General features: G+C 44.4%; 25 protein-coding genes and 1 pseudogene. 6 read left to right on the forward strand and 20 right to left on the reverse strand.

Annotated features, from left to right (window positions below):
- Positions 1-19 precede the first annotated feature (19 nt).
- The 9 genes from JJQ88_RS10960 to JJQ88_RS11000 form a co-directional block, all read right to left on the reverse strand.
- Positions 20-1564, reverse strand: a complete 1545-nt coding sequence (locus JJQ88_RS10960) for a rhomboid family protein (protein WP_210365932.1) — start codon at positions 1562-1564, stop codon at positions 20-22.
- 239 nt (positions 1565-1803) lie between these two features.
- A complete protein-coding gene (locus tag JJQ88_RS10965) occupies positions 1804-2001 on the reverse strand; it encodes a hypothetical protein (RefSeq protein ID WP_210365933.1) in 198 nt (65 codons plus the stop codon).
- A 155-nt stretch (positions 2002-2156) separates the two neighbouring features.
- Positions 2157-3101, reverse strand: a complete 945-nt coding sequence (locus JJQ88_RS10970) for an L-lactate dehydrogenase (RefSeq protein WP_210365934.1) — start codon at positions 3099-3101, stop codon at positions 2157-2159.
- A gap of 77 nt (positions 3102-3178) precedes the next feature.
- Entirely contained in the window at positions 3179-3970 is a 792-nt protein-coding gene (locus JJQ88_RS10975; protein ID WP_246861070.1) for a DUF92 domain-containing protein, read from the reverse strand.
- Complete coding sequence (locus tag JJQ88_RS10980; protein WP_210365935.1) at positions 3960-4529, reverse strand: 5-formyltetrahydrofolate cyclo-ligase; 570 nt, start codon at positions 4527-4529, stop codon at positions 3960-3962. The genes JJQ88_RS10975 and JJQ88_RS10980 overlap by 11 nt, the downstream gene beginning before the upstream one ends.
- 205 nt (positions 4530-4734) lie before the next feature.
- Positions 4735-4884, reverse strand: coding sequence for a 50S ribosomal protein L33 (gene rpmG / locus JJQ88_RS10985; protein ID WP_210365936.1), 150 nt, complete (start codon positions 4882-4884; stop codon positions 4735-4737).
- A gap of 57 nt (positions 4885-4941) precedes the next feature.
- On the reverse strand, positions 4942-5568 hold the full coding sequence (locus JJQ88_RS10990; protein ID WP_210365937.1) for a hypothetical protein: 627 nt from the start codon (positions 5566-5568) through the stop codon (positions 4942-4944).
- Positions 5534-6784, reverse strand: coding sequence for a glycosyltransferase family 4 protein (locus JJQ88_RS10995; protein WP_210365938.1), 1251 nt, complete (start codon positions 6782-6784; stop codon positions 5534-5536). The genes JJQ88_RS10990 and JJQ88_RS10995 overlap by 35 nt, the downstream gene beginning before the upstream one ends.
- Positions 6774-7253, reverse strand: coding sequence for a DUF4912 domain-containing protein (locus tag JJQ88_RS11000; protein ID WP_210365939.1), 480 nt, complete (start codon positions 7251-7253; stop codon positions 6774-6776). Before JJQ88_RS11000 ends, JJQ88_RS10995 begins: the two co-directional genes overlap by 11 nt.
- A 424-nt stretch (positions 7254-7677) precedes the next feature.
- Here JJQ88_RS11000 and JJQ88_RS11005 point away from each other — a divergent pair, with 424 nt between their 5' ends.
- Positions 7678-8052, forward strand: coding sequence for a hypothetical protein (locus tag JJQ88_RS11005; RefSeq protein ID WP_210365940.1), 375 nt, complete (start codon positions 7678-7680; stop codon positions 8050-8052).
- Entirely contained in the window at positions 8049-8540 is a 492-nt protein-coding gene (locus JJQ88_RS11010) for a hypothetical protein (RefSeq protein ID WP_210365941.1), read from the forward strand. The genes JJQ88_RS11005 and JJQ88_RS11010 overlap by 4 nt, the downstream gene beginning before the upstream one ends.
- Before the next feature lie 259 nt (positions 8541-8799).
- Here the strand turns inward: JJQ88_RS11010 and phoU are convergent, their stop codons facing one another.
- The 8 genes from phoU to JJQ88_RS11050 all read right to left on the reverse strand — a co-directional run bounded on the left by phoU (position 8800) and on the right by JJQ88_RS11050 (position 18453).
- A complete protein-coding gene (gene phoU, locus JJQ88_RS11015; protein WP_210365942.1) occupies positions 8800-9459 on the reverse strand; it encodes a phosphate signaling complex protein PhoU in 660 nt (219 codons plus the stop codon).
- 43 nt (positions 9460-9502) lie between these two features.
- Positions 9503-10327: a phosphate ABC transporter ATP-binding protein PstB gene (pstB, locus tag JJQ88_RS11020; RefSeq protein WP_246861071.1), complete on the reverse strand. Its 825-nt coding sequence runs from the start codon at positions 10325-10327 to the stop codon at positions 9503-9505.
- Positions 10328-10345: 18 nt separating this feature from the next.
- A complete protein-coding gene (gene pstA, locus JJQ88_RS11025; protein ID WP_210365943.1) occupies positions 10346-11230 on the reverse strand; it encodes a phosphate ABC transporter permease PstA in 885 nt (294 codons plus the stop codon).
- Position 11231: 1 nt separating this feature from the next.
- A complete protein-coding gene (gene pstC, locus JJQ88_RS11030; RefSeq protein WP_210365944.1) occupies positions 11232-12206 on the reverse strand; it encodes a phosphate ABC transporter permease subunit PstC in 975 nt (324 codons plus the stop codon).
- Positions 12207-12330: 124 nt separating this feature from the next.
- Positions 12331-13284: a PstS family phosphate ABC transporter substrate-binding protein gene (locus tag JJQ88_RS11035; protein ID WP_210365945.1), complete on the reverse strand. Its 954-nt coding sequence runs from the start codon at positions 13282-13284 to the stop codon at positions 12331-12333.
- Positions 13285-13496: 212 nt separating this feature from the next.
- A complete protein-coding gene (locus tag JJQ88_RS11040; protein ID WP_246861090.1) occupies positions 13497-15620 on the reverse strand; it encodes a peptidoglycan D,D-transpeptidase FtsI family protein in 2124 nt (707 codons plus the stop codon).
- Between the two features lie 642 nt (positions 15621-16262).
- Complete coding sequence (locus JJQ88_RS11045) at positions 16263-17483, reverse strand: MFS transporter (RefSeq protein ID WP_210365946.1); 1221 nt, start codon at positions 17481-17483, stop codon at positions 16263-16265.
- A 361-nt stretch (positions 17484-17844) separates the two neighbouring features.
- A complete protein-coding gene (locus JJQ88_RS11050; RefSeq protein WP_210365947.1) occupies positions 17845-18453 on the reverse strand; it encodes a superoxide dismutase in 609 nt (202 codons plus the stop codon).
- A gap of 354 nt (positions 18454-18807) precedes the next feature.
- Here JJQ88_RS11050 and JJQ88_RS11055 point away from each other — a divergent pair, with 354 nt between their 5' ends.
- The gene (locus JJQ88_RS11055) at positions 18808-19500 is read left to right on the forward strand and encodes a Crp/Fnr family transcriptional regulator (protein ID WP_210365948.1); all 693 of its coding nucleotides are present in this window, start codon (positions 18808-18810) and stop codon (positions 19498-19500) included.
- 215 nt (positions 19501-19715) lie between these two features.
- Here the strand turns inward: JJQ88_RS11055 and JJQ88_RS11060 are convergent.
- Together JJQ88_RS11060 and JJQ88_RS11065 are read right to left on the reverse strand one after the other, a co-directional pair.
- A pseudogene (locus tag JJQ88_RS11060) lies at positions 19716-20194 on the reverse strand (DUF456 domain-containing protein).
- 173 nt (positions 20195-20367) lie between these two features.
- Positions 20368-21999 carry a Na/Pi cotransporter family protein gene (locus JJQ88_RS11065; protein ID WP_210365949.1) on the reverse strand — a complete coding sequence of 544 codons (1632 nt, stop codon included), beginning with the start codon at positions 21997-21999 and terminating at the stop codon, positions 20368-20370.
- Between the two features lie 216 nt (positions 22000-22215).
- On the opposite strand from JJQ88_RS11065, the gene JJQ88_RS11070 reads away from it, so the two are divergent.
- The 3 genes from JJQ88_RS11070 to ispG all read left to right on the forward strand — a co-directional run bounded on the left by JJQ88_RS11070 (position 22216) and on the right by ispG (position 24890).
- Entirely contained in the window at positions 22216-22992 is a 777-nt protein-coding gene (locus JJQ88_RS11070; RefSeq protein WP_210365950.1) for a DUF1189 domain-containing protein, read from the forward strand.
- A 350-nt stretch (positions 22993-23342) separates the two neighbouring features.
- Positions 23343-23672, forward strand: a complete 330-nt coding sequence (locus JJQ88_RS11075; RefSeq protein ID WP_210365951.1) for a LysM peptidoglycan-binding domain-containing protein — start codon at positions 23343-23345, stop codon at positions 23670-23672.
- Between the two features lie 117 nt (positions 23673-23789).
- Entirely contained in the window at positions 23790-24890 is a 1101-nt protein-coding gene (ispG, locus tag JJQ88_RS11080) for a flavodoxin-dependent (E)-4-hydroxy-3-methylbut-2-enyl-diphosphate synthase (protein WP_210365985.1), read from the forward strand.
- 53 nt (positions 24891-24943) lie between these two features.
- On the opposite strand, the gene JJQ88_RS11085 is transcribed toward ispG, so the two are convergent.
- On the reverse strand, positions 24944-25318 hold the full coding sequence (locus JJQ88_RS11085) for a hypothetical protein (protein ID WP_210365986.1): 375 nt from the start codon (positions 25316-25318) through the stop codon (positions 24944-24946).
- Positions 25319-25322: the final 4 nt, after the last annotated feature.

The raw sequence follows: 25322 nt of genomic DNA on the forward strand, positions 1-25322 counted from the left end.
ATCCTAACATGGAAAGCAATCATTCTGAAAGGAAGTGATTGATCTGATTGAGTGTCTTTTGGTAGCTTTCTTCGCCAGCATTTAATTCAACAGCTTTTTCGGCAAATTTTTGGGCTTCCGGGAAATTGTTCTCTTCCATATAGATAAGTGCCAGATTGAAGTAAGCCTCGTGGAACGCTGGGTCTAGTTCAATCACTTTGAAGAGATTTTGCTTTGCGTCTTCAAGCTGGTCCTGCTTGATTTCAGTATAGGAAAGCAAAAAAAGTATTTCCGCAGAGGAAACATCCTTCCTGCTGTATTCTGAAAGCAAATCGTATGCCTTTCCATACTCTTCTTCCTGGATATGCTGCTGGGCAAGCAGGAGGATTGACCTCTCATCTACTAAATCTGCTTTATCGCTGAATCCGTATCTTAGCGAAAAGGCCATCGTGGCAATGGCAACAGCGAGAAAGAGAAATTGCAGCACAGGCCGCTTTTTCCCAGGGAGATGCACGATTCCCGCTGCGGCAAACCCGCCTGCCAGGCCACCGAGGTGTCCAGCATTATCTATCCCAGGCACTGTGAATCCAAAAGCAAGGTTAATCCCAAGCACGACAAAGATATTCAAGCCAAGTGTTCTCCAAAAAAGCCTCGGGTGCACGACCCCGAAATAAAGCAGAGCTCCGAAACAGCCAAATATCGCGCCGCTTGCCCCCGCTGACAGATTAGGACTGAAAAGAAAGCTCGCAAGGGTCCCTCCTAAACCGGCTGTCATGTAAATGAACAGAAACCTCATATTCCCATATAGCCTCTCAACGAGGGTTCCAAGATAGTACAATGCCAAAGTATTCATGAATAAATGCAAAAATCCGATATGGATAAAGATCGGTGTGAAAAAACGCCACCATTCGCCTTCAAGGATGAGGGGATTGAATTTGGCTCCAAACTTAATCAACGTAGCTGTATCCGTGCTTCCCCCTGCCGCTTCCAACAGAAGGAAAACAATTATTTGTGCCGCGATAAAAAGATACGTGAAAAAAGGCTTGCCGTAATTGAACACGGAGCGTTCAGCCTTGGCTCTGTTGGCCGCTTGGAATAAGGCATTTTTCTTATGTGCTTCAGTATCATCATCCGTAAATCCATCAGCAATATCAATTCCGAGCGGTACTCCCATAGTCTGTTCAAATTTAGCAAGCTGTGCTGCCGCATTTGCCCTATCGATCAATATGGATTCAATGGTAACTTTGCTGCTATCCGAGTATCGATACGGCTCTTCAAGGCGGAATTCATAATCATCCACAGGCGGATAGGCGCTGAAATACACATTGAGTAGCTTCAATTCTCCCTTTGCAAGGCCCCTTCTTATCCGTTCCCCATTCCCGGCAGTTGTTTCGATATCACGCTGCAGCCAGTTGCTCCAGTCCAAATTATAATGAAGCAGGCGGACAACCTGTGCTTGTTTGTTTTCGGTTTTTTCCAGCCAAAGTTCATTCTGGTCATTAGACAGCTGAAGAATGCGGTAGCCCTGGTTGCTGATTAAAAATTCCGCTACCCTCCAGTACAAGTACTCCTCCAAAAATGCCAACTTCTCCCCTACTTTCTGCCTTGTTTTTCAATTTAATTGTTTCCATGGAAACACATCGTAACCAAGCTTCATCATGCTCGGCATTGTGCATTCCCTGAAGCGGGAGACTTCTTTTTGAAAACCCAGTTAAAAATATTATAAACCAAATTTCCCCTATCCATATATCCTTTCGCCTTGTCAAAACAAACTTAGAATTTAAATAGTGTCCAAATAGCGCAAAAAAGACCCGAATGGGTCTTTTAGCGGAAATCTCCTGGTCCGGCGAAAACGGATTGGAGCATCTTATTCCTGACTCCGGGCAGACTCATCAATGAACCTACAGCAATTCGGCGCAAGAATCTGTTTCCCAGCAATCCGTTCATGACCCGGTATCGGTTTTCAAATAAGTAATAGCCAGCAAGCCCAATCATAAAAATCGAGAAAAGTCTTTTTAACATTTCGATCCCTCCCCTATTATTTTAGGGAACAGGCTGCTATTTTATCCCTGGTCTTCCTAAAAATCATGTGGGGTTAAAAGCGGCTATATAATAGAAGAAAACCGGGGACATATTGCAAACTAGCCTCTCCAGGTCGCAGGTCACCGCGCTCGGATTTATAATACAGGAGCCATGGCTTTTTTTAACACCTTGACGGAGTGATCGAACTGCTTCTGTTCTTCCTCATTTAGCGATAGCTCGACAATTTCCCTGATTCCATTCCGGTTCACTACGGCAGGGACGCCAATATAAATGTCCTGATGTCCATATTCACCATGAAGCTGGGCAGAAACAGTCAAGATTGAATTCTCATCTTGGAGAATTGCTTTTGTGAGGCGGACAAGCCCCATCGCGATGCCATAGTAAGTGGCACCTTTCCGCTCGATGATATGATAGGCGGCATCACGGACATTCTTAAAGATGTCATCAAGGTCGGCAACGTTATAACCGCCTTGATGATCCATCATCTGAGCGATAGGTTTCCCGCCAATATCTGCATGGCTCCATACAGGAAGCTCAGTATCCCCATGTTCTCCAATGATATAGGCGTGGACGTTCCTTGTATCGACCTTGAAGTAGTCGCCAAGCAAAAATCGGAATCTTGCCGTGTCAAGGATAGTTCCCGAACCAATTACACGCTCTTTTGGCAGACCGGAAAATTTCCAGACAGCATAAGTGAGGATATCAACAGGATTTGTTGCGACCAGGAAAATTCCATCAAAACCGCTGGCCATTACCTCGCCCACGATACTTTCAAAAATCCTAGTGTTTTTCTCAACAAGGTCAAGGCGTGTTTCACCCGGTTTTTGATTCGCTCCGGCGCATAGGACAACAAGGTCTGCATCCTTGCAATCGGCATAGGAACCAAACCAGATTTTCGTCTGCGATGGAGCAAACGCCATGCCATGGTTCAAATCCATCGCATCCCCTTCTGACTTTTCCCTATTCAGGTCTACAAGTACAAGTTCTTCTGCCACACCCTGGTTCAACATCGCAAACGCGTAACTTGAGCCAACAAACCCTGTCCCTACCAATACTACCCGATTTACACGACTTTTCATCTTGAATTCCCCCTAAAATAATGTATACTTATTTACTTCATGTTTATCATTTCACATAAGCTTTTCCTATTTTATTTTCAAAAGAAAACCTTATAGAAACTAATTCCCATCAAGGCTGAAATAAAACACGCTGAAAAATTGACAACATCATTGTTCATGACCCTATATCCTGAAGAAAGCATTGTACTTTTCCCGCAATGTATTTTCTTCTCTGTTTTCGCCCGGCATCCAGGACATTCATACAATGCCTGGACAGAAGCTCCGAGCAGCGCATCAATCATCATTCCGGCCATTCCGACAAAAAATACCGTGGCAGCCACCAGTAATTCCAGCTCGAATAACAACAATGCTGCTGCAGCTATCAGCAATGAGCCTGCTCCTGCCGCAAAAGTGCCGAACAGCGACACAGCCCCGGAAGTACCTCGGGGAACCATCTTGAATGTTTTTACTGAATAAGGGGGATTTTTGCTTAAAATCCCTAATTCTGACGCCCATGTATCGGCGTTCGCACTGGCAAGCGAAATTGAAAAAGCGAGTACCCAGACAGGATCCGGATACAGATGATTGACAATCCCGGCAATCGCTGCCGTACCGCCATTAGCAGCAACCTGTGCCCAGTCTCGTGTCGAACCTTTCTCATGCAAATCACCAAGAAGCATTTTCCGTTGATGCTTGAAGATGGATAACAAGCTTGATGTCAGGAAAAAGACTCCAAGCAATACAAGGCCACGAGCACCAAACCCCAGGAATATAGATACTCCGCTAAAAAAAGCGGCAATCGCCCCTGACGCGGTCAACAGCCGAAATTGATAGGATGCAGCCGCGGTAACAGCGACCATGAAGGTTACGAGATACCTTTCAGTTTCCAATGATTATGACCCCATCTTCAGTGATGATTCTATCCACCGGGATGTCATGGGCCTCAATCGGAACATTGCTGACAAGCTGCTTCCTGAAAGCAAGTGATAGCGTATTCCCTTTATAGTTTTCAAGAAATCGGTCATAGTATCCCCCACCAAAACCAAGGCGAAACCCTTCATTTGAAAAGGCAAGCCCGGGCACAATGACTAGGTCGATTTCAGATGGCAGCACTTTTTCCGTCTCTGAGGGAATGGGCTCCAAAAGACCGAAAAATACAGATTCAAGTTCCGAAAAGTGTTTCAATTCCCTGAAATCCAGCCCTTTTGTCTGTGGTTCGCATTTCGGGACAGTTACCCTCTTCCCTTGCTCCCATGCCTTCCTGACCACTTGAAGCGTTTCCACTTCTGGCATCCTTGAGATTGTGATGCCAATGGTTGAAGCGCTCTCCCACATTTCATCATTATAAAGCCGGTTGGCGATGCGGTAGGATAAATCCTCATACAATGGCCTGGATATCCCGGATAACCCAGCCTGGATCTTTTTTCGGAGATCCTTTTTTTCGTCCATATACGATTCCTCCAATTGAACAATGCGAATGAATGGGTAGTGAATGTCTCTATGTATTGACTTTATCATTTATTGCCTGTTATGGCATTCAAAATCCTATTTTTGTGAGGAAAAGAATGCTCTCCGATCAGTAAAACGTATGGTGACAACCGAGATAGCCTTATCATACACAAACAAAAAAAGCAGCTGGGAGGAATCCCGCTGCTTACTTTGTTTCACGGTGTAATGTTGTACGTTTTTCTCTTGGGCAATACTTCTTCAGCTCAAGACGATCTGGGTTGTTTCGCTTATTTTTTTTAGAAATATAGTTGCGATCTCCGCACTCTGTGCAAGCTAATGTAATGTTTACACGCATGTGATTTCCCTCCAAACTGATTCAAGCTAGGTTCGTGCATACGACTTTTCTATAATATCACTTTTTTTCGCTAAATGCTAGTCTGTTTTTCAAAAGCAATTTGTTCAAATCGATCAGTATATTTATGTCAGATCCTTCGATCGCCCAGCAGCTGCATTCCTGGGTTTCGAAGGGCGAAATACTCAAATCAAGTGAGAAGAGACTCACCGAAGCGCCTTTTGCCAACGGCTGGTAATTCAGCCTTCCTGATTCCTCGCACCTCCAAAGACGGTCCGTGCCAAGATTCCAAAGCGGCTGTACGGTACACTGTTTCATCTTTCCCTCGCTATTCATCCCGTTCACAAGATAAATGGAATTGCCGGCTAAATGAAAAATCACTTCCTCGGCAGGAGACACGAAGCAAAATTGTTCAACTGCAGGATTTGCATGACATTGGAGTATGATCAGTTTTGCTTCCTTCGATAACCGTGATTGGTTTGTGACATAAAACTTCAAATATTCCACTCTGGAATGAAGGTTCAATAATCTCACTCTGATCGAAAGGTCCTCAAGAAGCTGCGATTTCTCCATGCTGCTCTCTGCCCAATGCATTTTTCCATCAATCCATAATCCGTACCTGAACACCAGCGGATTTGTCTGTCCGGCGCCTTTAACACGAGTTTTTAGATGAGCGTTCGCTTTCATTGTCTGCCTCCTTTAAAGTGTATTGAAGCCTCAGCAAGTCATCATACAAACAATCTGTCAATCTGGCGTTCCGCCTCCAACTGAAATTGATTTCCGTTTCTTCGCTCCCACTTTCAGCTATTTTCTTTGCTTTTTCTGGATTTTTGATTATGTAGGAAACAGTGTCAGCAAGGCTCTTTTCGTTGCCAGGTTCCATATAAAAACCGGTTCTATAATCTTCAACCAGTCCCTGCATCCCCCCAGTTTTCGCGACGATAGTTGGGACCCCAAATGAAAGGGATTCCACTGCAGCCAAGCCGAACGGCTCATATAGACTTGGGAACACGGCCAGATTAGATTTCGCCAAAAAACCCAGCCGGACTTCATCAGGAATGAAGCCGATGAAAAATACCCTGTCATCGACGGAGAGTCTTTTTGCGAACTTCCGATATTCATCCAGTAAAGGACCATTCCCGGCGATGACAAAACATATATCCGGATGGGTGTCCCTCAAAAGGACTGCCGCTTTTATCACGCTGTCGAAGCCTTTTTCCTTGACGATCCTGCCAATTGAAAATATGACTTTCTTTCCTTTTATGAAGGGATATTGTTCCTCTAAATTAGCCCGCTGCTTTGTTTTAATATCAAAGGAGGCCCCATTCTCGATCACGGTCACTTTCGCCTTCTTGATTCCAAACAAAGCTGTAACCTCTTCAGCCATGAACTCACTGCAGACAATCACGCGGGCTGCTGATTCAGCAAGTTCCTTCTCTTTGGAATTTATAAAATGCTGAAGCTCCGTAAAAACCCCATTATTTCGCCCGAATTCGGTGCCATGGATCGTTGCGACAAGAGGGACGTTCAATGCTTCGCTGAGGTATTCAGCGGCGGGGCCTGTCAGCCAGTCATGGGTATGGACAATATCAATCGGGGCTGGTCCTGCAATCAACATTGCTTTATTAGCAGCAGCGAGATTCAATCCGCCAATCCAAGCAATGAAATCCGGATCGTTATGATTCAACGGTGTCACCCGATGAATATGTACACCATCTTTCTTCTCATAGTCCGAAGCATTGTATGGATTTGCCGTTATCACATGGATTTCCTGCCCAATTTCCGCTAATTCGGCGGCTAGAGCCTGGACATGTCTAGCGAGACCCCCAACGATATGAGGCGGATACTCCCAAGTCAGCATGATGATTCTTTTCTTTGTGTGGTCGATCGCTTCAGCTATCACTTTTGCGGCTCCCTTCAAGGTCCTCATAATACGTATAAGTGGAGACCCTGCCTGTCCATGTTGGAATTCTGAAATCAACCTCCTGCCCGGCTCCAGTGTTCTTTCCATCGGCGCCGTTAAGTATATTTGACCTTAGGAGCGGGAAGAAACGATCATCGTTATATTTAATACCAAGTTCAGCCATGTATGTATGTCCTTCCCTTACTCCTTTGAACAGCCAGCTTTTGGCTTCCGGCCGAAGGATGGCCTCATGTATGCAACTGGATTCTACACGATTGGATCCTGCGCCAGTGAGATCAAATAAGCGCAGGGACCGGACAGCCGTGTCTTCCCCAAGGTTGAAATATTTAATGATGAATCGGACTTTCGCCTCTTCAATCTGCCAGAAAGCGTAAAGCTTGTCCGATGTGATATGGTGTACAGCGAGAAAATCCGGAATAGCTATGGCTTGTTTGTTTGATTGTTCCATGCTGCCCCTCCAAAAGAAAAAATATATCTGCAAAAACAAATGATTCAGACGACGATGTTTTTAGTAAGGCGGACCAAACACAAGCCATCACGACGGAGAAATTGGACAATGATGGTATCCACAGAAAAGCTGATCAGATGTATTCCTTAAAATTATGTTAGCATTTTCCATAGATAGTCACAATAAACACATATTGTCGTTTTTTGACCCTGTTGATACCCCAATGCACAGAGACGTTCTTTTTTTCAAAAATAGTCATAATGAATTAAGCAGATGGCGTCCCATCGACACTCTTTACAACTTTTGGTGTCCAAATATGACAAAAAGCCCATTTTTTCTTAAGAATGAAAATTATGTCGAATTTTCCAGGCCTGAATGGTAAACTATTTCTGTATGTTTAATTACAGCTCGGGAGGAATTATACATGGGCTACATTTTTATCGGCCTGGCGGTCCTGGCTCTGCTTTTGTTCATACTTTCATTTTTTCTAAAAGATCCATATAAGGACCTGCGCGAGGAAATTGATCAGCTGAACATCCAGCAAATTCAGGACCTTTACCAAATCAAGAAAAAGCTGAAGGTTCTCGAAGAAGAATTGCTAATCAACGACCCTGCGGTCGAAAAGCAAACAACCTTCCATTCAGGCAAAAAGCAAATTCACGAAATCATTAAAAACCAGGTTCGGTCTCTTGCACAGCAAGGAATGGATATTCAGCAAATTGCAAGGCAGTCATCGCTTTCAGCCCAGGAAGTACAAGAAATTATCATTGACTATACTGATAAAGGACAGATGGTATGAATAAACGGACTATACAAGCATTCGCGTTTGGAATACTTTTTTCATCCATAACCCTTTATGCTGGCACAAGCGTGATTGCTGATAAGGAGCCGAAACAGCCTGAAGTGACTGTATCGGGTGCAAAAAAATTGCTAGAAACAAAGGGTTATAAAGTTCTAAGCAACAGTGAGTTCACCAAACTCTCAGAGAATAAGGCAGATGCCAAGGAAGCGAAGCCAAAAGCTGAAGCTCCTGCCGAAAAGCCGAAAGAGGAAGTAAAAGAGGAAGTAAAGGAAGATAAGAAATTCACACTGGTGATTGCGGGCGGTATGTCCCCAGGAGATGTTGCGGTCATGCTGAAAAGCCAGGGGATAATCGATGATGAGAAAAAATTTGAACGGTTCCTTATCGACAAGGGCTATCATACTAAAGTCCAAATAGGCCGCTATGAATTGACTAGCGGGATGGATTACCACCAAATCGCAAAAATTATCACGAAAAACAGGTAAAAATCGGTGAAGCAGAAAAGCTTTTAAACGAAGAAGGTTAACACCCAAGATCCCCGCGTTTCTTGGGTCTGTCCCATCTTATGCTTAGGTCATAACGGAGGAAAAGACAGGCCAGATGATAGCTGTTCCTTAACTTTTGGAAGGCTTTGCTTGAGGCGTTGAGTAGATGGTTTTGGTCAAGGCACTTACGGTACGCAAGATTCACACAAATTCCAGGAAGCTGAAAGGAGCAGGGGAGGTCCCCCTGCTCCTTTCCAATTTATTGATTTAAATCGTATCTCTTCCCTTTAACAAGATAGAATACATTCTCCGCGATGTTCGTGACGTGGTCTGCACATCGTTCAAGATATCTGCTGATAAAGGATAATTGAGTGATCTGTGCCAGTGATTCAGGCTTGTTTTGGCTTAATGTCAGCAAATCTTTGATTGTCTGTCCATACAGATTATCTACTTCATCATCCATCTGCGCAACCTTTCTTGCCTTTGTTAAATCTTCCTCATTGAATGCTTCCAATGCCAATGTCAGCATTTTTAGCGAAAGCTCATGCATTTCCTTGATATGCTCGATTGGTTTTACGAGTGGTTCATTCCCAATCCTGATTGCTGACTTTGCGATATTCACTGCAAAGTCAGCCATTCTTTCAATGTCATTGGCAATCTTGATCGCGACAATCAGCCTTCTCAGATCAACAGCTACCGGCTGCTGCTTTGCAATCAACAAAATGGCGAAGTCATTGATTTCCTCTTCGAGAATGTTCGCCTCCGAATCATCCTCCAGAATTTGAAGCGCCAGTTCCACATCTTTGTTCTCAAGTGCGAAAAGAGATTGATTTAAAGCATTGACAGCAAAGTTGCCGAGCTCCAACAATTTTGCATGCAGGATATTTAGGTCTTCCTGGAATTTTTCCCTCACTACCATTATATTCTATTCGCATCCTTCCTATTGAAATGATTGAAAATTTTCATCCGAAACGTCCTGTAATATAGTCTTCCGTTCTTTTATCGGAAGGGGTTGAGAAGATTTTGTCTGTTTCAGCATACTCGATGACTTCCCCATTCAAGAAGAAGGCAGTCTTGTCAGAGATGCGCGCTGCCTGCTGCATATTATGGGTAACAATGATAATGCTGAAATCCTTCTTCAACTCTTGAACCAGTTCTTCCACCTTAAGTGTGGATATTGGGTCAAGAGCCGATGTCGGTTCATCCATTAGGATAACATCCGGCTCGATCGCAAGAGCACGCGCAATGCAGATGCGCTGCTGCTGTCCTCCTGAAAGTCCGTAGGCATTCGAGTTCAGCCGATCTTTGACTTCATCCCAGATGGCCGCGCCTCGCAAGCTCTTCTCGACAATCTCATCAAGGATTTTTTTGTCGCGGATACCATGGATCTTTGGCCCATAAGCTATATTTTCATATATTGACTTTGGGAATGGGTTCGGCTTTTGGAAGACCATGCCGACACTTGTCCTCAAGTCCTCTACCTTATATGATTTATCAAGGATGTTCCGGCCGCGGTAAAGGATTTCTCCGGAAACCTTTACCGAAGGGACGAGTTCAACCATCCTGTTCAACGTTTTAATGTAGGTTGACTTGCCGCAGCCAGAAGGCCCGATGATTGCCGTAACTTCGTTTTCATTAATTTCAAGGTTGATGTTCTTCAATGCATGCCCTTCACCATACCAGAGATTGAGATCTTTTGTATGATAGACAATTTTTTTATTTTCCTGTTTACCCGCTTGATTTTTTGCGTTTTGAGATCCGTTTCTATTTTCAATACTTACTGGCATATGAAAAAGCCTCCCAGACTAATATCTTTTTTGGAATTTGTTGCGAATCAAGATTGCTACCGAATTCATCGCAAACAATACAATCAATAAGATGACGATTGTCGCGGCTGCGAGGTTTGCATATTCTGCTACCAAGGCCGAGTCTACTGTCCAATAATAAATCTGTACCGGCAAAATGGTGAATTTGTCGAAGATGGAGTCCGGTACAGGAATCAGCAATGCTGGTATCCCAATCACCACTAGAGGAGCCGTCTCACCGATTGCCCGTGATAACGCAAGGATTACGCCTGTCAGGATTCCTGGCAAAGAAGCAGGCAGCACGACGTTTTTGATTGTCTGCCACTTTGTAGCGCCCATTCCGTAGGAAGCTTCACGCAAGAACTGCGGGACCGCACGGATGGCCTCCTGGCTTGCAACGACTACTACCGGCAGGACCAGCAAAGCCATCGTCAATCCACCTGCAAGGACAACTGACCCAAGGTCAAGGCCTCGGGCAAAAACGGTCAAGCCCAGGATTCCAAAAACGACAGAAGGAACTCCGGCCAGGTTAGAGATGTTCGTTTTGATGAATGAGGAAATGCGGCCTTTCTTCGCATACTCTTCAAGATAGATGGCTGTTCCGATACCAAGGACCATCGTGACCGGTGCAACAACAATCATGAGCCATAAAGTGCCCATGATTGCTCCCCGGATGCCCGCCCTTTCAGGATCAGTCGATAGCTTGTTCATCAGAAAATCGATACTGATCCAGCTTAATCCGTCAGAAAGGACACGGTAAATCAACACAACAAGAACAATCAGTCCAAATAAAGTTGCCAAAAAGAATAGCGATTTTGCCAATTTATTAGCCAGTAGCCTTGAACGCATTTTTTTATGGACTTGAGCTGAGTCTACATATTTCATCTCAATATTCCTCCCTGAATTTGCGAGAGACATACTGGGCAACCAGATTCATGATCAAAGTAAAGACGAACAGAGTCATCGCAACGGCATATAGGCTGTAATACAATGTTGAGCCAGCCGCCGCTTCCCCCCCGGTCACTTCGACAATGTAGGCTGTCATTGTCTGCATCGATTGAGTGATGTCGAATGTGAAGTTTTTCGAACTTCCGCTCGCAATCGTTACTATCATCGTTTCCCCAATAGCCCTTGAAACTCCAAGTACAAAGGAAGCGACGATCCCTGATATCGCTGCCGGGATGACGACTTTCCATGTTACCTCCAGCTTTGTTGCGCCTAGTGCCAATGCCCCTTCCCTCATGGCATTCGGAACCGAACTCATCGCATCTTCTGATAGAGAGGCAACCATTGGGATGATCATAATGCCCATTACAATCCCAGGACTGAGGATATTGGTTGGCTCAAGACCGGGAATAAAGGATCTTAATAAAGGTGTCACGAATGTAAACGCAAAGAAACCGTAAACGATTGTCGGGATGCCTGCCAGGATTTCAAGAAGCGGTTTGAGTATTTTTCTTGATCGCTCTGATGCGTATTCACTCAGGAAAATAGCTGTCATCAATCCGACTGGAATGGCAACAAGCATTGCGATAGCTGAAGAAATGACCGTTCCTGCCAGAAGCGGCAGGACACCAAAAACGGCGTTTTCCCCTAATGGTTTCAGTTTTGTCCCTGTAAAGAAATCTATGAATGGAACCTCTTTAAAAAAGGCGATAGTTTCCGTAAGTAATGTTAAGACGATACCAATTGTCGTCAATATCGATATCGCTGCAATCCCAAATAAAATGCCCGGTATCAGCTTTTCGGTATAGTTGCTGACACTTTGCGCATTCTTTTTCTGCTGAATCAATTCCCTGATGTTCAGCTTCTTGCTTGTTGTAGCCAATGCACTTTTTGCCACGCTTAAAACCCCTTTCATCCTTCATTCATCCAGGAAGAACTCTCGATCTTTCTTCATCCAAAAGAAAATGTATCTGTATTCAGACACAAGAAGATGAGAAGCCTGAACTTCTCATCTCCCCTTGACCTAAAAATTCTGAAGCTTACTTTTTCAATCCTTCAAGAGTATCAAGAGATGCTTTGATATCATCATCAGATAATGGAGCGAATCCTGTTTCTTTCGCCACATCCTGTGCGTTTTTCATTGAATAGATCGCATAATCAAGGACCTGCGGCTTTTCTTTCGCTTGGTTCACATTCAGGTATGTGAATACCGGACGAGTGAATGGTGCATACTCTCCATCTTCTTTGATGGTATCCAGCGATGGTTCTACCGGACCGTTCCCAAAATCCACTTTAACAGCTGACAGCTTGTCCTTGTTGCTTTCATAGTAGCCATATCCAAAGAATCCGATTGCATTCTTATCCTTTGACACAAGGTCTACTAGTGTTGAGTAGTCTTGCTGCAGATTGATATTTTCTTGAAGGTCTTGTTCTCCAAGAATGTTCTCGAACATGAACTCATATGTTCCATGGTTCTCGTTAGGTCCATATGTCTTGATTTCTTCTTCCGGGAAGTCTGGACGTACATCGGACCATTTCTTCTTGCCTTTGCTTGCAAGGAAGATATCGACAACTTCTTCTTTAGTCAGTTCTTTTGCCCAATCGTTTTCTTTATTGATGACAATTGTAATTCCGTCTAAAGCAACCTTCAATTCCTGTACTTCAATGCCAAGCTCTTCAGCCTTGGCTTTTTCTTCGTCTTTGATCTGGCGGGAAGCATCGTTAAAATCTGTTCCGTCTTTTGCAAGGAACTTCTTGAATCCTGCTGAAGTTCCAGAACGGCTGACCTCAACTGAAACATTTTCCTTTTCTCCCATATAGTTTTCAGCCATCCGGGACATGAATGGATAAACCGTTCCTGAGCCATCGATGACAACGCTGCCTTCTAGTTCTTCAGCATTTCCATTTTCGTTATCTTCGCCTCCGCAAGCCGCAGTAAAGACCATGGTAGCTGCAAGCGTGATAAACAGGCCCATTTTCTTAAGACTCTTCATTCCTTAATTCCCCCTACGAGATATGGTTGTTTTGTCCTACAAACAAAGAATAATCCTTTACCTTTAACTCTGTTTTAATTGAATGTAAAGGTTTTGTAAAATTGGTTGAACGGTATGTAAATCTCCTACAGCACGTAATATGCAAAATGCAAATGGCATCCACTCGGATGACATAAAAAAAAACTGCCTCAAAACCGAGACAGTTACACCGTTCATTCCAAATCCTCTTCAACTTCCTCCAGCAGCTGGTCACCCTCTTCTTTTTTCTCTATTTCCTGGTCAGGCTTCACTGGATTCATATTCCCTTCCATTCTTTTTTTCTTCAATTCAAAATACGTATCCAGTACGCGCCGGCCGATGTCATTATTTGCATGATGGCCACGATTCCCTTCATAGGCCCATGGAACCATGACAGCTATGGCAACTTCAGGGTTATTATATGGAGCGTATGCCACTAGGCTCAAGTTCATGACCTCAGGAGGCTCATTACGTGGGAATTTGCTTCTTTCCGGTCCATCATAAAACGCTTGGGCAGTCCCTGTCTTTCCTGCCGGTTTGTATTCAGCACTATGGAATGACCCGTAAGCCGTTCCGCCCGGCTCCTGCATGACTCTCCTGAATCCTTCCTGTACCCTGTCGAACCATTCCGGTTTGGCATCCACTTTGTTAAGGATGACTGGACCAAATTCCTGCAGAACGGGTCCTACCTCGTTATTATCCATCACAGGCTCCCGCAGTTCCTTTACCATTTTCGGCTGGATCCTGCTCCCTCCATTCGCGATGGTCGATACATATTGTGCCAATTGCAAGGTGGTGTACGTATCATACTGTCCAATGGAAAAGTCGAGCAGAAGACCTGGTCCTCTTCCAGAACCTTTGAAACCGACCATTTCATTAGGGAGATCGATTCCAGTTCTTGCTCCAAGACCGAACTGGCTGAAATAATTCCTCATTGTATCGAATGCTTTTGGATCCAATGGAAGAGGCTGGTCGTACTTATAGACACCTTTTCCGATTTTGATGGCTGTCATGAACATATAGACATTGGAAGAAACCTTCAGGGCATTGCGGTCATCCAGCATTCCAAGGCCCTGCTTCCAGGACTTCTTAGGGTTCGTATTTTTAATCTTGATCGGGGTGTCATAGAAATGGGTTCCTGGTGTAATTGCGCCTGTCTTGAACCCAGTCATGATTGTCGCCCCTTTTACTGCAGACCCGGCATTATACGATGTCGTGAAATTCCCGCTGGCAAAATCACGCATGACCGCTGTTCCGGTCTCTTCATCCTTTGCGATCTGCTTGCCGGCTAGCGTCAGGATTTCGCCCGTTTTGGGATCCATCATGACAACGAATGCCCTGTCAAGAAGCCTTGTTCCTGGCTGCCTTTTGGCATTCCGCAATTCTTCTTCGATGATTTTCTCAACAGCGAGCTGAAGGTCCATATCCACAGTGAGGACAAGGTCTTTTCCCCGCTGCCCTTCAGAGATGATCTTTGTGTCAAGCACATTTCCAGCTTTATCCGTTATGTTTTTGACCTTAGCCTTCTGTCCATGAAGGACATCTTCATATTGAAGCTCGAGATAACTCTTCCCGACCCTGTCATTCCGGCTGTAATCCCGGGATAAGTAGTAATCAAGCTTTTCCTTTGGAAGACCTTCATCTGAATCAGTCACGGATCCAAGGATGGACTTCAGCGTATTTTGATAAGTATATTTCCTTTCCCAATCAGTCGTCGTATCGACACCTGGCAACTTTTCAAGGTTTTCGCTCACAACTGCGAATTCTTCCGGCGTGACATCTTTTTTGACAATTTGCGGAGACAACGCATATCCGCTGATGAACTCCCGGAAAATCGCAAGGATTTCCATGTCTTCCCCTGTCAATTCCTTTATTTCCGCTTCTGTGATCCTTTCAAGCTGGAGGTTGTAAATGGCTTTGTCATCGAGCTTCTTTTCGTTATAAAGACTCCATTCTTTTTTTGTGATTTTCTTCTTCGCCCGTTCTTCGTTTATCAATATCCAATAGTCTTTTTTATCTCTTTCCCTTACCTGCTTTGTATCCTTTTCGATCAGCTTCGCCAGCCGTTCAGCCACCATCAGCATCTCGTCCGTTTTTGTACCCTGGTTCTTCGTGTAGGTGATGGCTTTGCTTGGGACATTGTCGACAATCGGCTTCATATTCCTGTCATACATTTTCCCCCGTGGAACCGGACTGTTCACTGTTACATCCTCGGTCCGCTCAATTTCCCTTTTAAAATCTTCCCCATAAACGATCTGGACAATCCCGAGCCTTAAAATCAGCATCGAGAACAGCAAAAACACGGCAAAGAACACCATATTTAGCCTGAATGGCACATGTGTCTTCTTTTTTTTCTTTTTGTTCAAGCCTCTCCCACCCCCATAAATCTGGTATATCCGTGCATTGGCACTAATGTTTATTCTATCGAAAAAAAGCATTTTTTTCTATCAGCAAATCCTTTAAGATAATTTTTCCAAAGGCTCTGTTAAACCTGGGTGTTGATTTCCACTCCAGGGACATGCTTTCCGCGGGGCGTCAGTGGAGCTGGTCCAGCTTCAGCGCTTAGCCCCTCGAGTCGCTTCGCTCCCGCCAATGGAGTCAAAGAGCGACTTCACTGTCAGGCCCTTCGACGGACAGGACGTCCTAGTGCCGACGTTGCCGCAGGACGCGGCGGTCTTAGTCGGCCAGCGCTTGTCGGGGCTGGCCAAAGCGCTTCCAGCTTCCCTATCTCCTCGGCCCTTTGCGCCTGCGGGGCCTCCACCTTGCCGCTGCATCCCGCAGGACACTGAAAGGCTCCGGCGAATTCGCCCACGCACGAAGGAAATGCATTAGCATTTTCGAGGAGCCAGTCCCTTCCGTTCCGATCAACTCTTTAAAAAACAACATTCAACTTTAACACAGCCTTTCCAAAAAGCTAATATTATTTAAAAGGATGAAAAAACCGGGATAGCTGTTCCCGGTCAGGCTGTAGCCTTAAGATGGACTTGACGCACAAACCAATAAATCAATGTATGGCCGCTTCCGAGAATCAAAAGGATGACTGGGATGCTTTTTTCTTCGTTGAAAAAAGTAATCGCTCCCAGGAACACGATTATCGATACAATTCGGCCGAGATTGAGGAAAATTTCCCTGACAACGATATATTCTATCCTCATTTCTGCTGCTTTCCACCCTCTGCCGATCACATCATAGGTCATCGAAATATAAGGCACCAGGAGAAGGGGATAAGCGACAGCAATGAGCACTGCATATAGGAGCAATCGTTCGAAGGTAGGCTCGAATACAATGAAGAAAATGGAGAAGTAAAGAATCAGCCCTCCAATCAGGATCGCTTTTTTCCTCAGTTGTTTCTTCAAAAGCCTTGAAGCCAAATAATAGGCTAGAAATGATATAGCTGAATTCAGGAGGCCAAAAGTTCCAAGCGCCATTTCACTATCCGTCGCAATAAAGACAAAGACGGAAATGATGAACACAAATACTCCCTCTCTCAAACCCTGAAAAAAATGGGCGTTTGTAATCATCCTCCAATTCAGATCATGTTTTCTTTCAGTAAAAATCCTCTGAAACCAATACTTCCCGTGTGCTGGTCTTCTTTTCAGGAAAAAGCTAAGAAAGACGGCAATGGAAAACAATGACAAGGAGAGTCCAAAGACTACAGTATATCCTGTGAAATTCTCCATCCTTGATATGATGAAACCTGCGGCGACAGGTCCAATCATGCCGCCAAATGAGGTGAGGATCCCGAGAAAGCCATTAAAGAAATCCCTTGTCTCCGGTTCAGTTATTTCGAATGTAAGCACATTATAGGCAAGCCAATAGAAACCATAGCCAACTCCAAGCAGTCCCCCTAAAAGCAGTAGATAGTCGGAAGCCCTGGTACCCGCTAGCAAAACAGTGACATAAAAAACGGCTAAAAAAATGACCCCGATCCGTAAGACGATGACCCTGTCGATTTTCTTCGCCCATCTGCCTGCAAGGATGAAAGTTAAAGGCTGTGCAATCACAATCGCTAAATTATATAATCCCAAGTCGGATAGTTCACCGGATTGTTTCCATAAGTAAATATTGACGAATGTGTTGGAAAGGGCGATGCTCAATGAGTACAATCCCCCAATGGTCAGCAGGAGCGACAAATCCTTAGTAAGTTCAATGTCTCCCAGTATTTTCTTCACTTTGCTCATGGACAACTCCCCTTTACTCTTGGGTAGTTTCTAACAAAGTGTAGGGCGTTATGCACTTTTTCAATGCCGCGTTCGATATGCGGTGCCCCTGCTATTCTTGTTCGGAGCTTTCTTCCGGTTTAGCTGCTGCTTCGAGCTTTCCATTGGGATCAAATGTCTGCAATTACATTCTATACCGTTTTTAAAAAAGTGGCCTTTAGAATCAGAAACTGATTGCAAAGAGGAAGCCTTCCTGGCTTCCTCTTTTACTTTCAGTTCCTCCTCAACAATCCATACAGGAGGTTTTCCCTCGTACGGCTTGCCCGGGCACGCATAACGAAAAAGAGGCTGCAATGAATGCAGCCTCTTGATTAAAACCTTATTATTTTGCTGAATTGAAACGTTTGTTGACTTCATCCCAGTTCACGACATTCCAGAATGCACCGATGTACTCTGGTCTTCTGTTCTGGTATTTCAAGTAGTAGGCATGTTCCCAAACATCAAGTCCAAGAATTGGAGTCTTCCCTTCCATTAAAGGAGAATCCTGGTTTGGAGTGCTGGTTACTTCCAGTTCGCCATTGTTAACGACAAGCCATGCCCATCCAGAACCAAAACGAGTTGTTGCAGCTTTGGTGAATTCTTCCTTGAAGGCTTCGAAATTGCCGAATTTTGAATCGATCGCTTCCGCAATTTCCCCAACAGGCTGTCCGCCGCCATTTGGAGAGATGATTTGCCAGAATAAAGAGTGGTTGGCATGGCCGCCGCCATTGTTGCGAACCGCTGTCCGTGCGGATTCTGGAACTGCGTCAAGATTGGAAATGACTTCTTCTACTGTCTTTGAAAGAAGTTCTTCTTTTCCCTCAAGTGCGTTGTTCAGGTTCGTGACATAAGTATTGTGATGCTTTGTGTGGTGGATATTCATTGTTTCTTTGTCAATGTGTGGTTCAAGTGCATCGTATGCATACGGTAATTGTGGTAATTCAAATGCCATTTCAACAACCTCCTATGTATCGTGTTTCACTTTTAAAACAATCTATTTCATTATTCAGATATTAGAATTGTTCTAAAAGTGGTTCATGTTTAGATTACCAGAGAACGGTAACCGATTCAAATAAAACGCCTTGTTCACCATAATTAAATTTCCCTTCTCCTGGTTTTTTATACACCTGGAGACCCTCGCCATAGTTTTCGAAAATTCGTCAATAATCCTCAAAAAGGCTTTCTGTCAACGATTTAAGTCGCGTGCGACTTAAATCACTACCATATAGTGGAAAAGCACTGTTGACATGGTAACAATAAATCTTTTAAATCAGAAGTGTAAAGGGAATTTAAGGAGACGATCCTCATGGATAAAAATATCTCATTGTACAGTTTAATTTTACAGAATTTCATTGATAAAGAAACGATCCAAAAAGTAAAGGCTGGCACCATACTATTTCAGGAAGACGAAAATGTCCAGCATGTTTACGTCATCCTAAGCGGCAGTGTATCGATTGGGCGCGTCCATATGAAAGGGAAAGAATTCATCCTGAAGATATTGAATGGGGAAGAGATGATCATCGAATACGAATTGTTCAAGCATGCCCCGCGTTATCATTTTTCAGCTAAAACACTCAGCGATTGCGAAGTCTTGATGATCAAGAAAGACCAGTTCGAGGAATTTGTGCTAAGCGACAAAACAGCGATGAATTCACTTGTGAATTGGCTGAGCACCCGCTATCTGAAAGCACAGATGAAATGCCAGGACCTCATCATGAACGGCAAAAAAGGCGGCCTTTATTCCATCCTGATCCGTCTCTGCAATAGCTATGGCGTGATGACAGACGAGGGAATCCTGATTGATCTTCCTCTTACACACCAGGAACTGGCAAATCTCACCTATGGCACTAGGGAAGTTGTCCAAAGGATGCTGAAGGATCTTCGGGAAAAGGATATTATTGGATATGACCAATTGAAATTCACCGTAAAAAACCTCGCCTACTTAAAAAAAGAAGTAGATTGCCAAAATTGTTCTTTTGAGATTTGCGGTTTGAACTGACTGATTAATCCGGACAATTGTTAAACTTGCTTTCTCAGCAGGAAATCAACGAGTCCTTCGCTGGCGGATGGTCGCCTGCGGAGGACTCCTTTTTGCATCCCGGCCATTGAACAATCATCCTCGATTATACCCCATCAAGGAAATCCCTAGCCTTTTCCAGAATTTCTCCACTATCTGCAATCAAGACAACAGATTTTTATATAGCTTTTTCCTTTTTATTGAATGAGGACAAAAAAGTAGATGAGCATAGCAGCCTGGATGATTTTGTTATGACGCTGCTCACAAAGCCGACTACTGAGCCAAACCCTATTTTAGCCGCATCCTGCAGATTCTGCCTGTTCACAATCATTTCGGCAATCGCTGCTCCAAGGAACGGCCCCACCAGGATTCCAAGGAATGGGATTACAAACGGTCCAATAATCAGGCCGATCGTACTGCCAATTATGCCTGCCTTAGTCCCTCCATATTTTTTAACTCCGATCATATTGGCGATATAATCCGCACCAAACAGCAAGAGAAGAAACAATCCCTGGATTAGCCAGAACACCCAGTTAAAAGGATCGAAGGAAAAGAAAACACCATACAGGATGAAGCCGCCAACCAGGAACACTACTCCAGGCAGGATCGGAAAAATCAGGGCAGCGAATGCGCCTGCAAATAGGATCCAGATGATTATCCAATAAATAATTTCCATTCTCATCATCCATTCATTAAGCGTTTTTTTTAAAACGGCGGTGTCTGGCATGCTGGTTGGCTTCAGCTTTCCTCCATGGAAAACGGCAAGCCTTCATGCCTCCCATCAAAGCCATCATGCAGGAATCTATAGCCTAAAAAATAAGCAAGGGATATCCCTTGCTTATTTTACCACTATCTCCGCTCTCCTAAAACGTGCTCAGCTATATTTACTGCATGGTCACCGATTCGTTCAAGGTTGCTGATGATGTCCACAAAGACAATCCCTGCCTGTCCAGTACATACCCCTTCATTCATCCGAAGGATATGCTGCTTTCTCAAGGTGCGTTCCATGCTATCGATTTCCTTTTCCTTTTTGACAACATCAGAAGCAATCTCAAGGTTGTTCTGATCAAGAGAATGCAATGCATCTTCAACAGTGCGGACAGTCAGGTTGAACATTTTTTCAAGATCCCCCATTGCCGTCTCTGTCATTTTCACTTTGTTCGCCTGCTGATATTCTACCAATTCAAGGATATTTTCAAAGTGATCGCCGATCCGTTCAATATCTCGGACAGTGTCGATTAGCATACTATGCTCTTCCGAATCATTGCCGGATAATGAGCTTGTCGACAACTCGATAAGATAATCGGTGATTTTCCTGTCAAGATTGTTGATCGCATCCTCCAGCTGATAAGCTGTTGTCGAATGCTTGACGTTTTTCGACTTTAAAAACTGGAATGTTTCCTCAAGTCCCTTCAATGCAAACTTGCCCATCCGAAGGACTTCCTCCTTTGCCTGTCCGAGAGCGATAGAAGGAGATTGCTCGATGAAAACCGGATCAAGATGCTGTGCTTTATAATTAACGATTGCATCATCACCAGGAATAAGCTTTGTCACGATGAATGCCAGCCCGGCCACGAATGGAAGCTGGATCAGCGTATTTGTTGTATTGAAAATACCATGGGCAAAAGCGATTGTCATTTCAGGATTGAGGCCAAGATTGCCCTTGATTATACCAATCAGCGCAGTAAATGGATGAAGCAGGATCAGAAAGATAGTTGCACCAATAAGATTGAACAATACGTGGGTCGCAGCTGCCCTTTTTGCCGCAACGGACGTGCCGATTGCAGCGAGTACAGCCGTAATGGTTGTCCCGATATTATCTCCAAACAATACTGGAAGAGCACCATCCAGATTGATCAAATTTTCCGCATGCAAACCTTGGAGGATTCCTATTGTCGCACTCGAGCTTTGGACAATCACTGTGAACAGTGTTCCGATTACAACACCAAGGATTGGATTGGAACTCATCTCAACGGTAAGCTCATGGAATGATTCCAGCCCGCGGAGCGGTTTCATGCCTCCGCTCATCAGCTCCAGGCCATAGAACAGGGCACCGAAGCCAAAAACAATTTGTCCGAAATGATGGATTTTCTTGCTTTTGAAGAAGAAGAGCAGGATGGATCCGACAGCAATGATCGGCAGGGAATATTCTCCGATATCAATACCAATGATGAAAGCAGTAATAGTCGTCCCGATATTCGCTCCCATGATGACTCCGATTGCCTGGCGCAATGTCATGAAGCCGGCACTGACAAGCCCTACAGTGATGACTGTAGTTGCTGAACTGCTCTGGACCAAAACGGTGACAATCAGACCAGCGAAAACCCCCATGATGGGATTGGTCGTAAAGCGGTCCAAGACATCCCGCAGTCGTTCACCTGCGGATTTCTGCAAGCCATCACCCATGAATTTAATGCCGTATAAGAAAATTCCAAGACCCCCAAAGAATTCAAACAGCATTTCTTGAAGATTCAATTCCATTTTTTCAACCCCTACAATAAATTCGACAATCATCTACAAACACAATCATTATGAAGGATTCATGAATTAAAAGTAAACTGTTTCGCTCCTAAATTTACAATTCCTTAACATTCAGCAGTAATATTACAATTATGTTACAGAAGTGATTTTGTTTGCTTGTTAAAACAAGCAACCGAGGATAAAATGGAAAGTGAATCTATTAAAGGACGTGTCGTCATGAATATTTTTGCACAAATGGTCAGGAGTCTATACTCACCTGCAGATATCGCGAAGTTTCGATTCCAGGGGATTGGCAAGACGATCCTGTATGTATTTTTACTGACATTGATTTCTGTCATTCCGGCAGCCTACTTTACTTCTGCCGGAATTATTGATGCTGTAGCCGCAGCGGAAGATACAATCGAACGGAAGCTCCCTCCTTTCACTATTGATAATAGTGAACTGAAGTCAGATATAAAAGAACCGAGGACAATTAAGAACGGGGATATCACCATTATTTTTGATCCTACCGGAACCATTGATGAAAAGGATATGGCTGGGATGGAGAGCACCGTTGCCATGTTAAAGAATGAATTTGTCATGGCCGCAGGCGGACAGGTGAATTCCATCCCCTATACATTGCTAGGTGATGGAAAGATGACAAAAAATGATGTTTCAAACCTGGTGAGTGATGCTGCCAGTTCCCTTCCTATAGTGATTGGGATCATGGTCATCGCCATCTATCTTTTCGCAGCCGGTGCCAAGTTCATCGAAATTTCGATCCTTGCATTGTTTGGTTTACTGCTGAAAAACCTTGCAGGTAAAAACCTCCAATACAGACACTTATGGAGAATGGGCGCATACAGTGTCACCTTGGCGACCCTCTTCTTCACCATCATGGCTTTATTGAAAACTGCAGTTCCATATAGCTTCATCATCAACTGGTTCGTGAGTTCAATGTTTTTGCTGCTGGCAATCAAAGAGGTTCCGAGTCCAAAGACGAAAGCGAAATGATAAAAAGATGCGTTGTTGCGCATCTTTTTTTTTGCGGGGTTTTCTTTTAAAGAATGGTTTTATAAGTGTCATTGTCTACATTGAAGGGCATCTAGTAGGCTTTCAGCTTTCATTGTTTCCCCTGTTTTGGCACCGAAGCTATGCCAATCAGCATTCCTTGGCAATCCAGCGATCGATTCCCTATCTGGACAAACTTAAGTCGGCCTATCCAATGCCCAGCTTAGCGAGTTACCTGTATTATTGTCCCGTGCAGGCGGCGAATCGAAGAACATGAAACATTCTATTAAATCGTTCTAAATCTATTTCTTCTTCATATCTATTTAGTAAGGTTGTTAAAAGGAGGGATGAGATTGAAAAAAATCGCTGGTTTATTAGTAGCGGTGTTAGTCATATTATCCATATACAACGATATGGACAAGGGGACTCTACCAGCCGCAAAGAATACAAGAATAGAATCTAACGATAAAAAAGTCGAAAAAGAAATCCTCCCTTTCTTTGAACATACAGTCAAGCCAGGGGATACGGTAATATCGGTCCTTGACAGCTACTCAAAATCACCGTTTGAAGTCCCTGTGGCAAAAGCTGTCGAGGATTTCAAGAAATTGAATGATGGGATTGATCCGCAAAAAATCAAGTTTGGACATACCTATAAATTCCCCGATTACAGCAAAGGAGATTGAAGAGACGATTTATCATCCTTGTCAATCAGAGCCAAAGATTGATAAAATGGGGATATGCATCATTAAGATGGTTCTATGAATTCCATTTATTAAAGGAGCGAATCACCATTGAGTGAAATTATACATCGTACCAAAACACGCCCCATCAAGGTTGGGAACCTGACAATCGGGGGGAACAATGAAGTCGTCATCCAGAGCATGACCACAACAAAGACACATGATGTTGAGGCAACTGTCGCCGAAATCAAGAGGCTGGAGGAGGCTGGATGCCAGATTGTCCGCGTCGCCTGTCCGGATGAGCGGGCAGCAAATGCTATTTCTGAAATTAAAGAACGGATCAATATCCCGCTTGTTGTCGATATTCATTTTGATTATCGCCTTGCCTTGAAGGCAATCGAGGGCGGAGCAGATAAGATAAGGATCAACCCTGGGAATATTGGGAAGCGCGAGAAGGTAGAAGCTGTCGTAAAAGCAGCCAAGGAACGCGGAATCCCAATTAGGATTGGCGTGAACGCTGGTTCTCTCGAAAAGCGGATCCTTGAGAAGTATGGCTATCCTACAGCGGATGGAATGGTAGAGAGTGCCCTTCATCACATCAAAATCCTTGAAGACCTTGATTTCCATAATATCATCGTTTCCATGAAGGCATCCGATGTCAACCTTGCAATCGAAGCATATGAGAAGGCAGCGAAAGCGTTCGATTATCCACTTCATCTCGGGATCACGGAATCCGGCACCTTGTTTGCAGGCACTGTCAAGAGCGCGGCGGGTCTTGGAGCGATCCTCTCGAAGGGAATTGGCAATACACTTAGAGTATCTTTGAGTGCAGACCCTGTTGAAGAAGTAAAGGTTGCAAGGGAATTGCTTAAATCCTTTGGACTTGCCTCAAATGCAGCCACATTGATTTCCTGTCCGACCTGTGGAAGGATTGAGATTGACTTGATTAGCATCGCTAATGAAGTAGAGGAATATATATCAAAAATCAAGGCACCGATCAAGGTAGCGGTCCTTGGATGTGCAGTGAACGGCCCAGGGGAAGCCCGCGAGGCAGACATAGGGATAGCAGGAGCGCGAGGAGAAGGCTTATTATTCCGCAAAGGCGAAATCATCCGCAAGGTTCCTGAGGCAACGATGGTGGATGAACTTAAGAAAGAAATTGATAAAATTGCTGAAGAATATTTCGCAAAGAAGGAAGAAGAGGCAGCGATCCAGCAGTAAAACGTGAAAGGCCCGGAATATGAACGCTCCGGGCCTTTTGGCGTCATTCACTGTCAAAAAAACGGCAGGATGAACAAGCCGATGAGTATGGAAATCGTCCCTATTCCTATGGCCCAGCTTCCAAGGGCTGCCCCTCTTCGGCGTGCGGCAATACCCAGGACGATTCCAGCTGCCCCAAAGAGTACAGGTAGAATAAACAGCGACAAGATCGATAGGGCAAGGGCTGAATATCCAAGCCCCCTCCCGTCAGTAGTTGTGTCATCATCTGATGCCCTTCTTCTTTCAGCAGGTGCGGGAGTGGCGATTTCAGCCGCGGTTTCCTCCTGATAAATTTCATCTCGCGCATCCCGAATCGTGATGACATCCTGCTCAGGTTCGGTAATATACTCGGAACCCCTGTTCATTCGTTCTTGGTCTGCCACTTTAATCCCT

Source organism: Bacillus sp. REN3, assembly GCF_017912555.1.
GTDB lineage: Bacteria > Bacillota > Bacilli > Bacillales > Cytobacillaceae > Mesobacillus.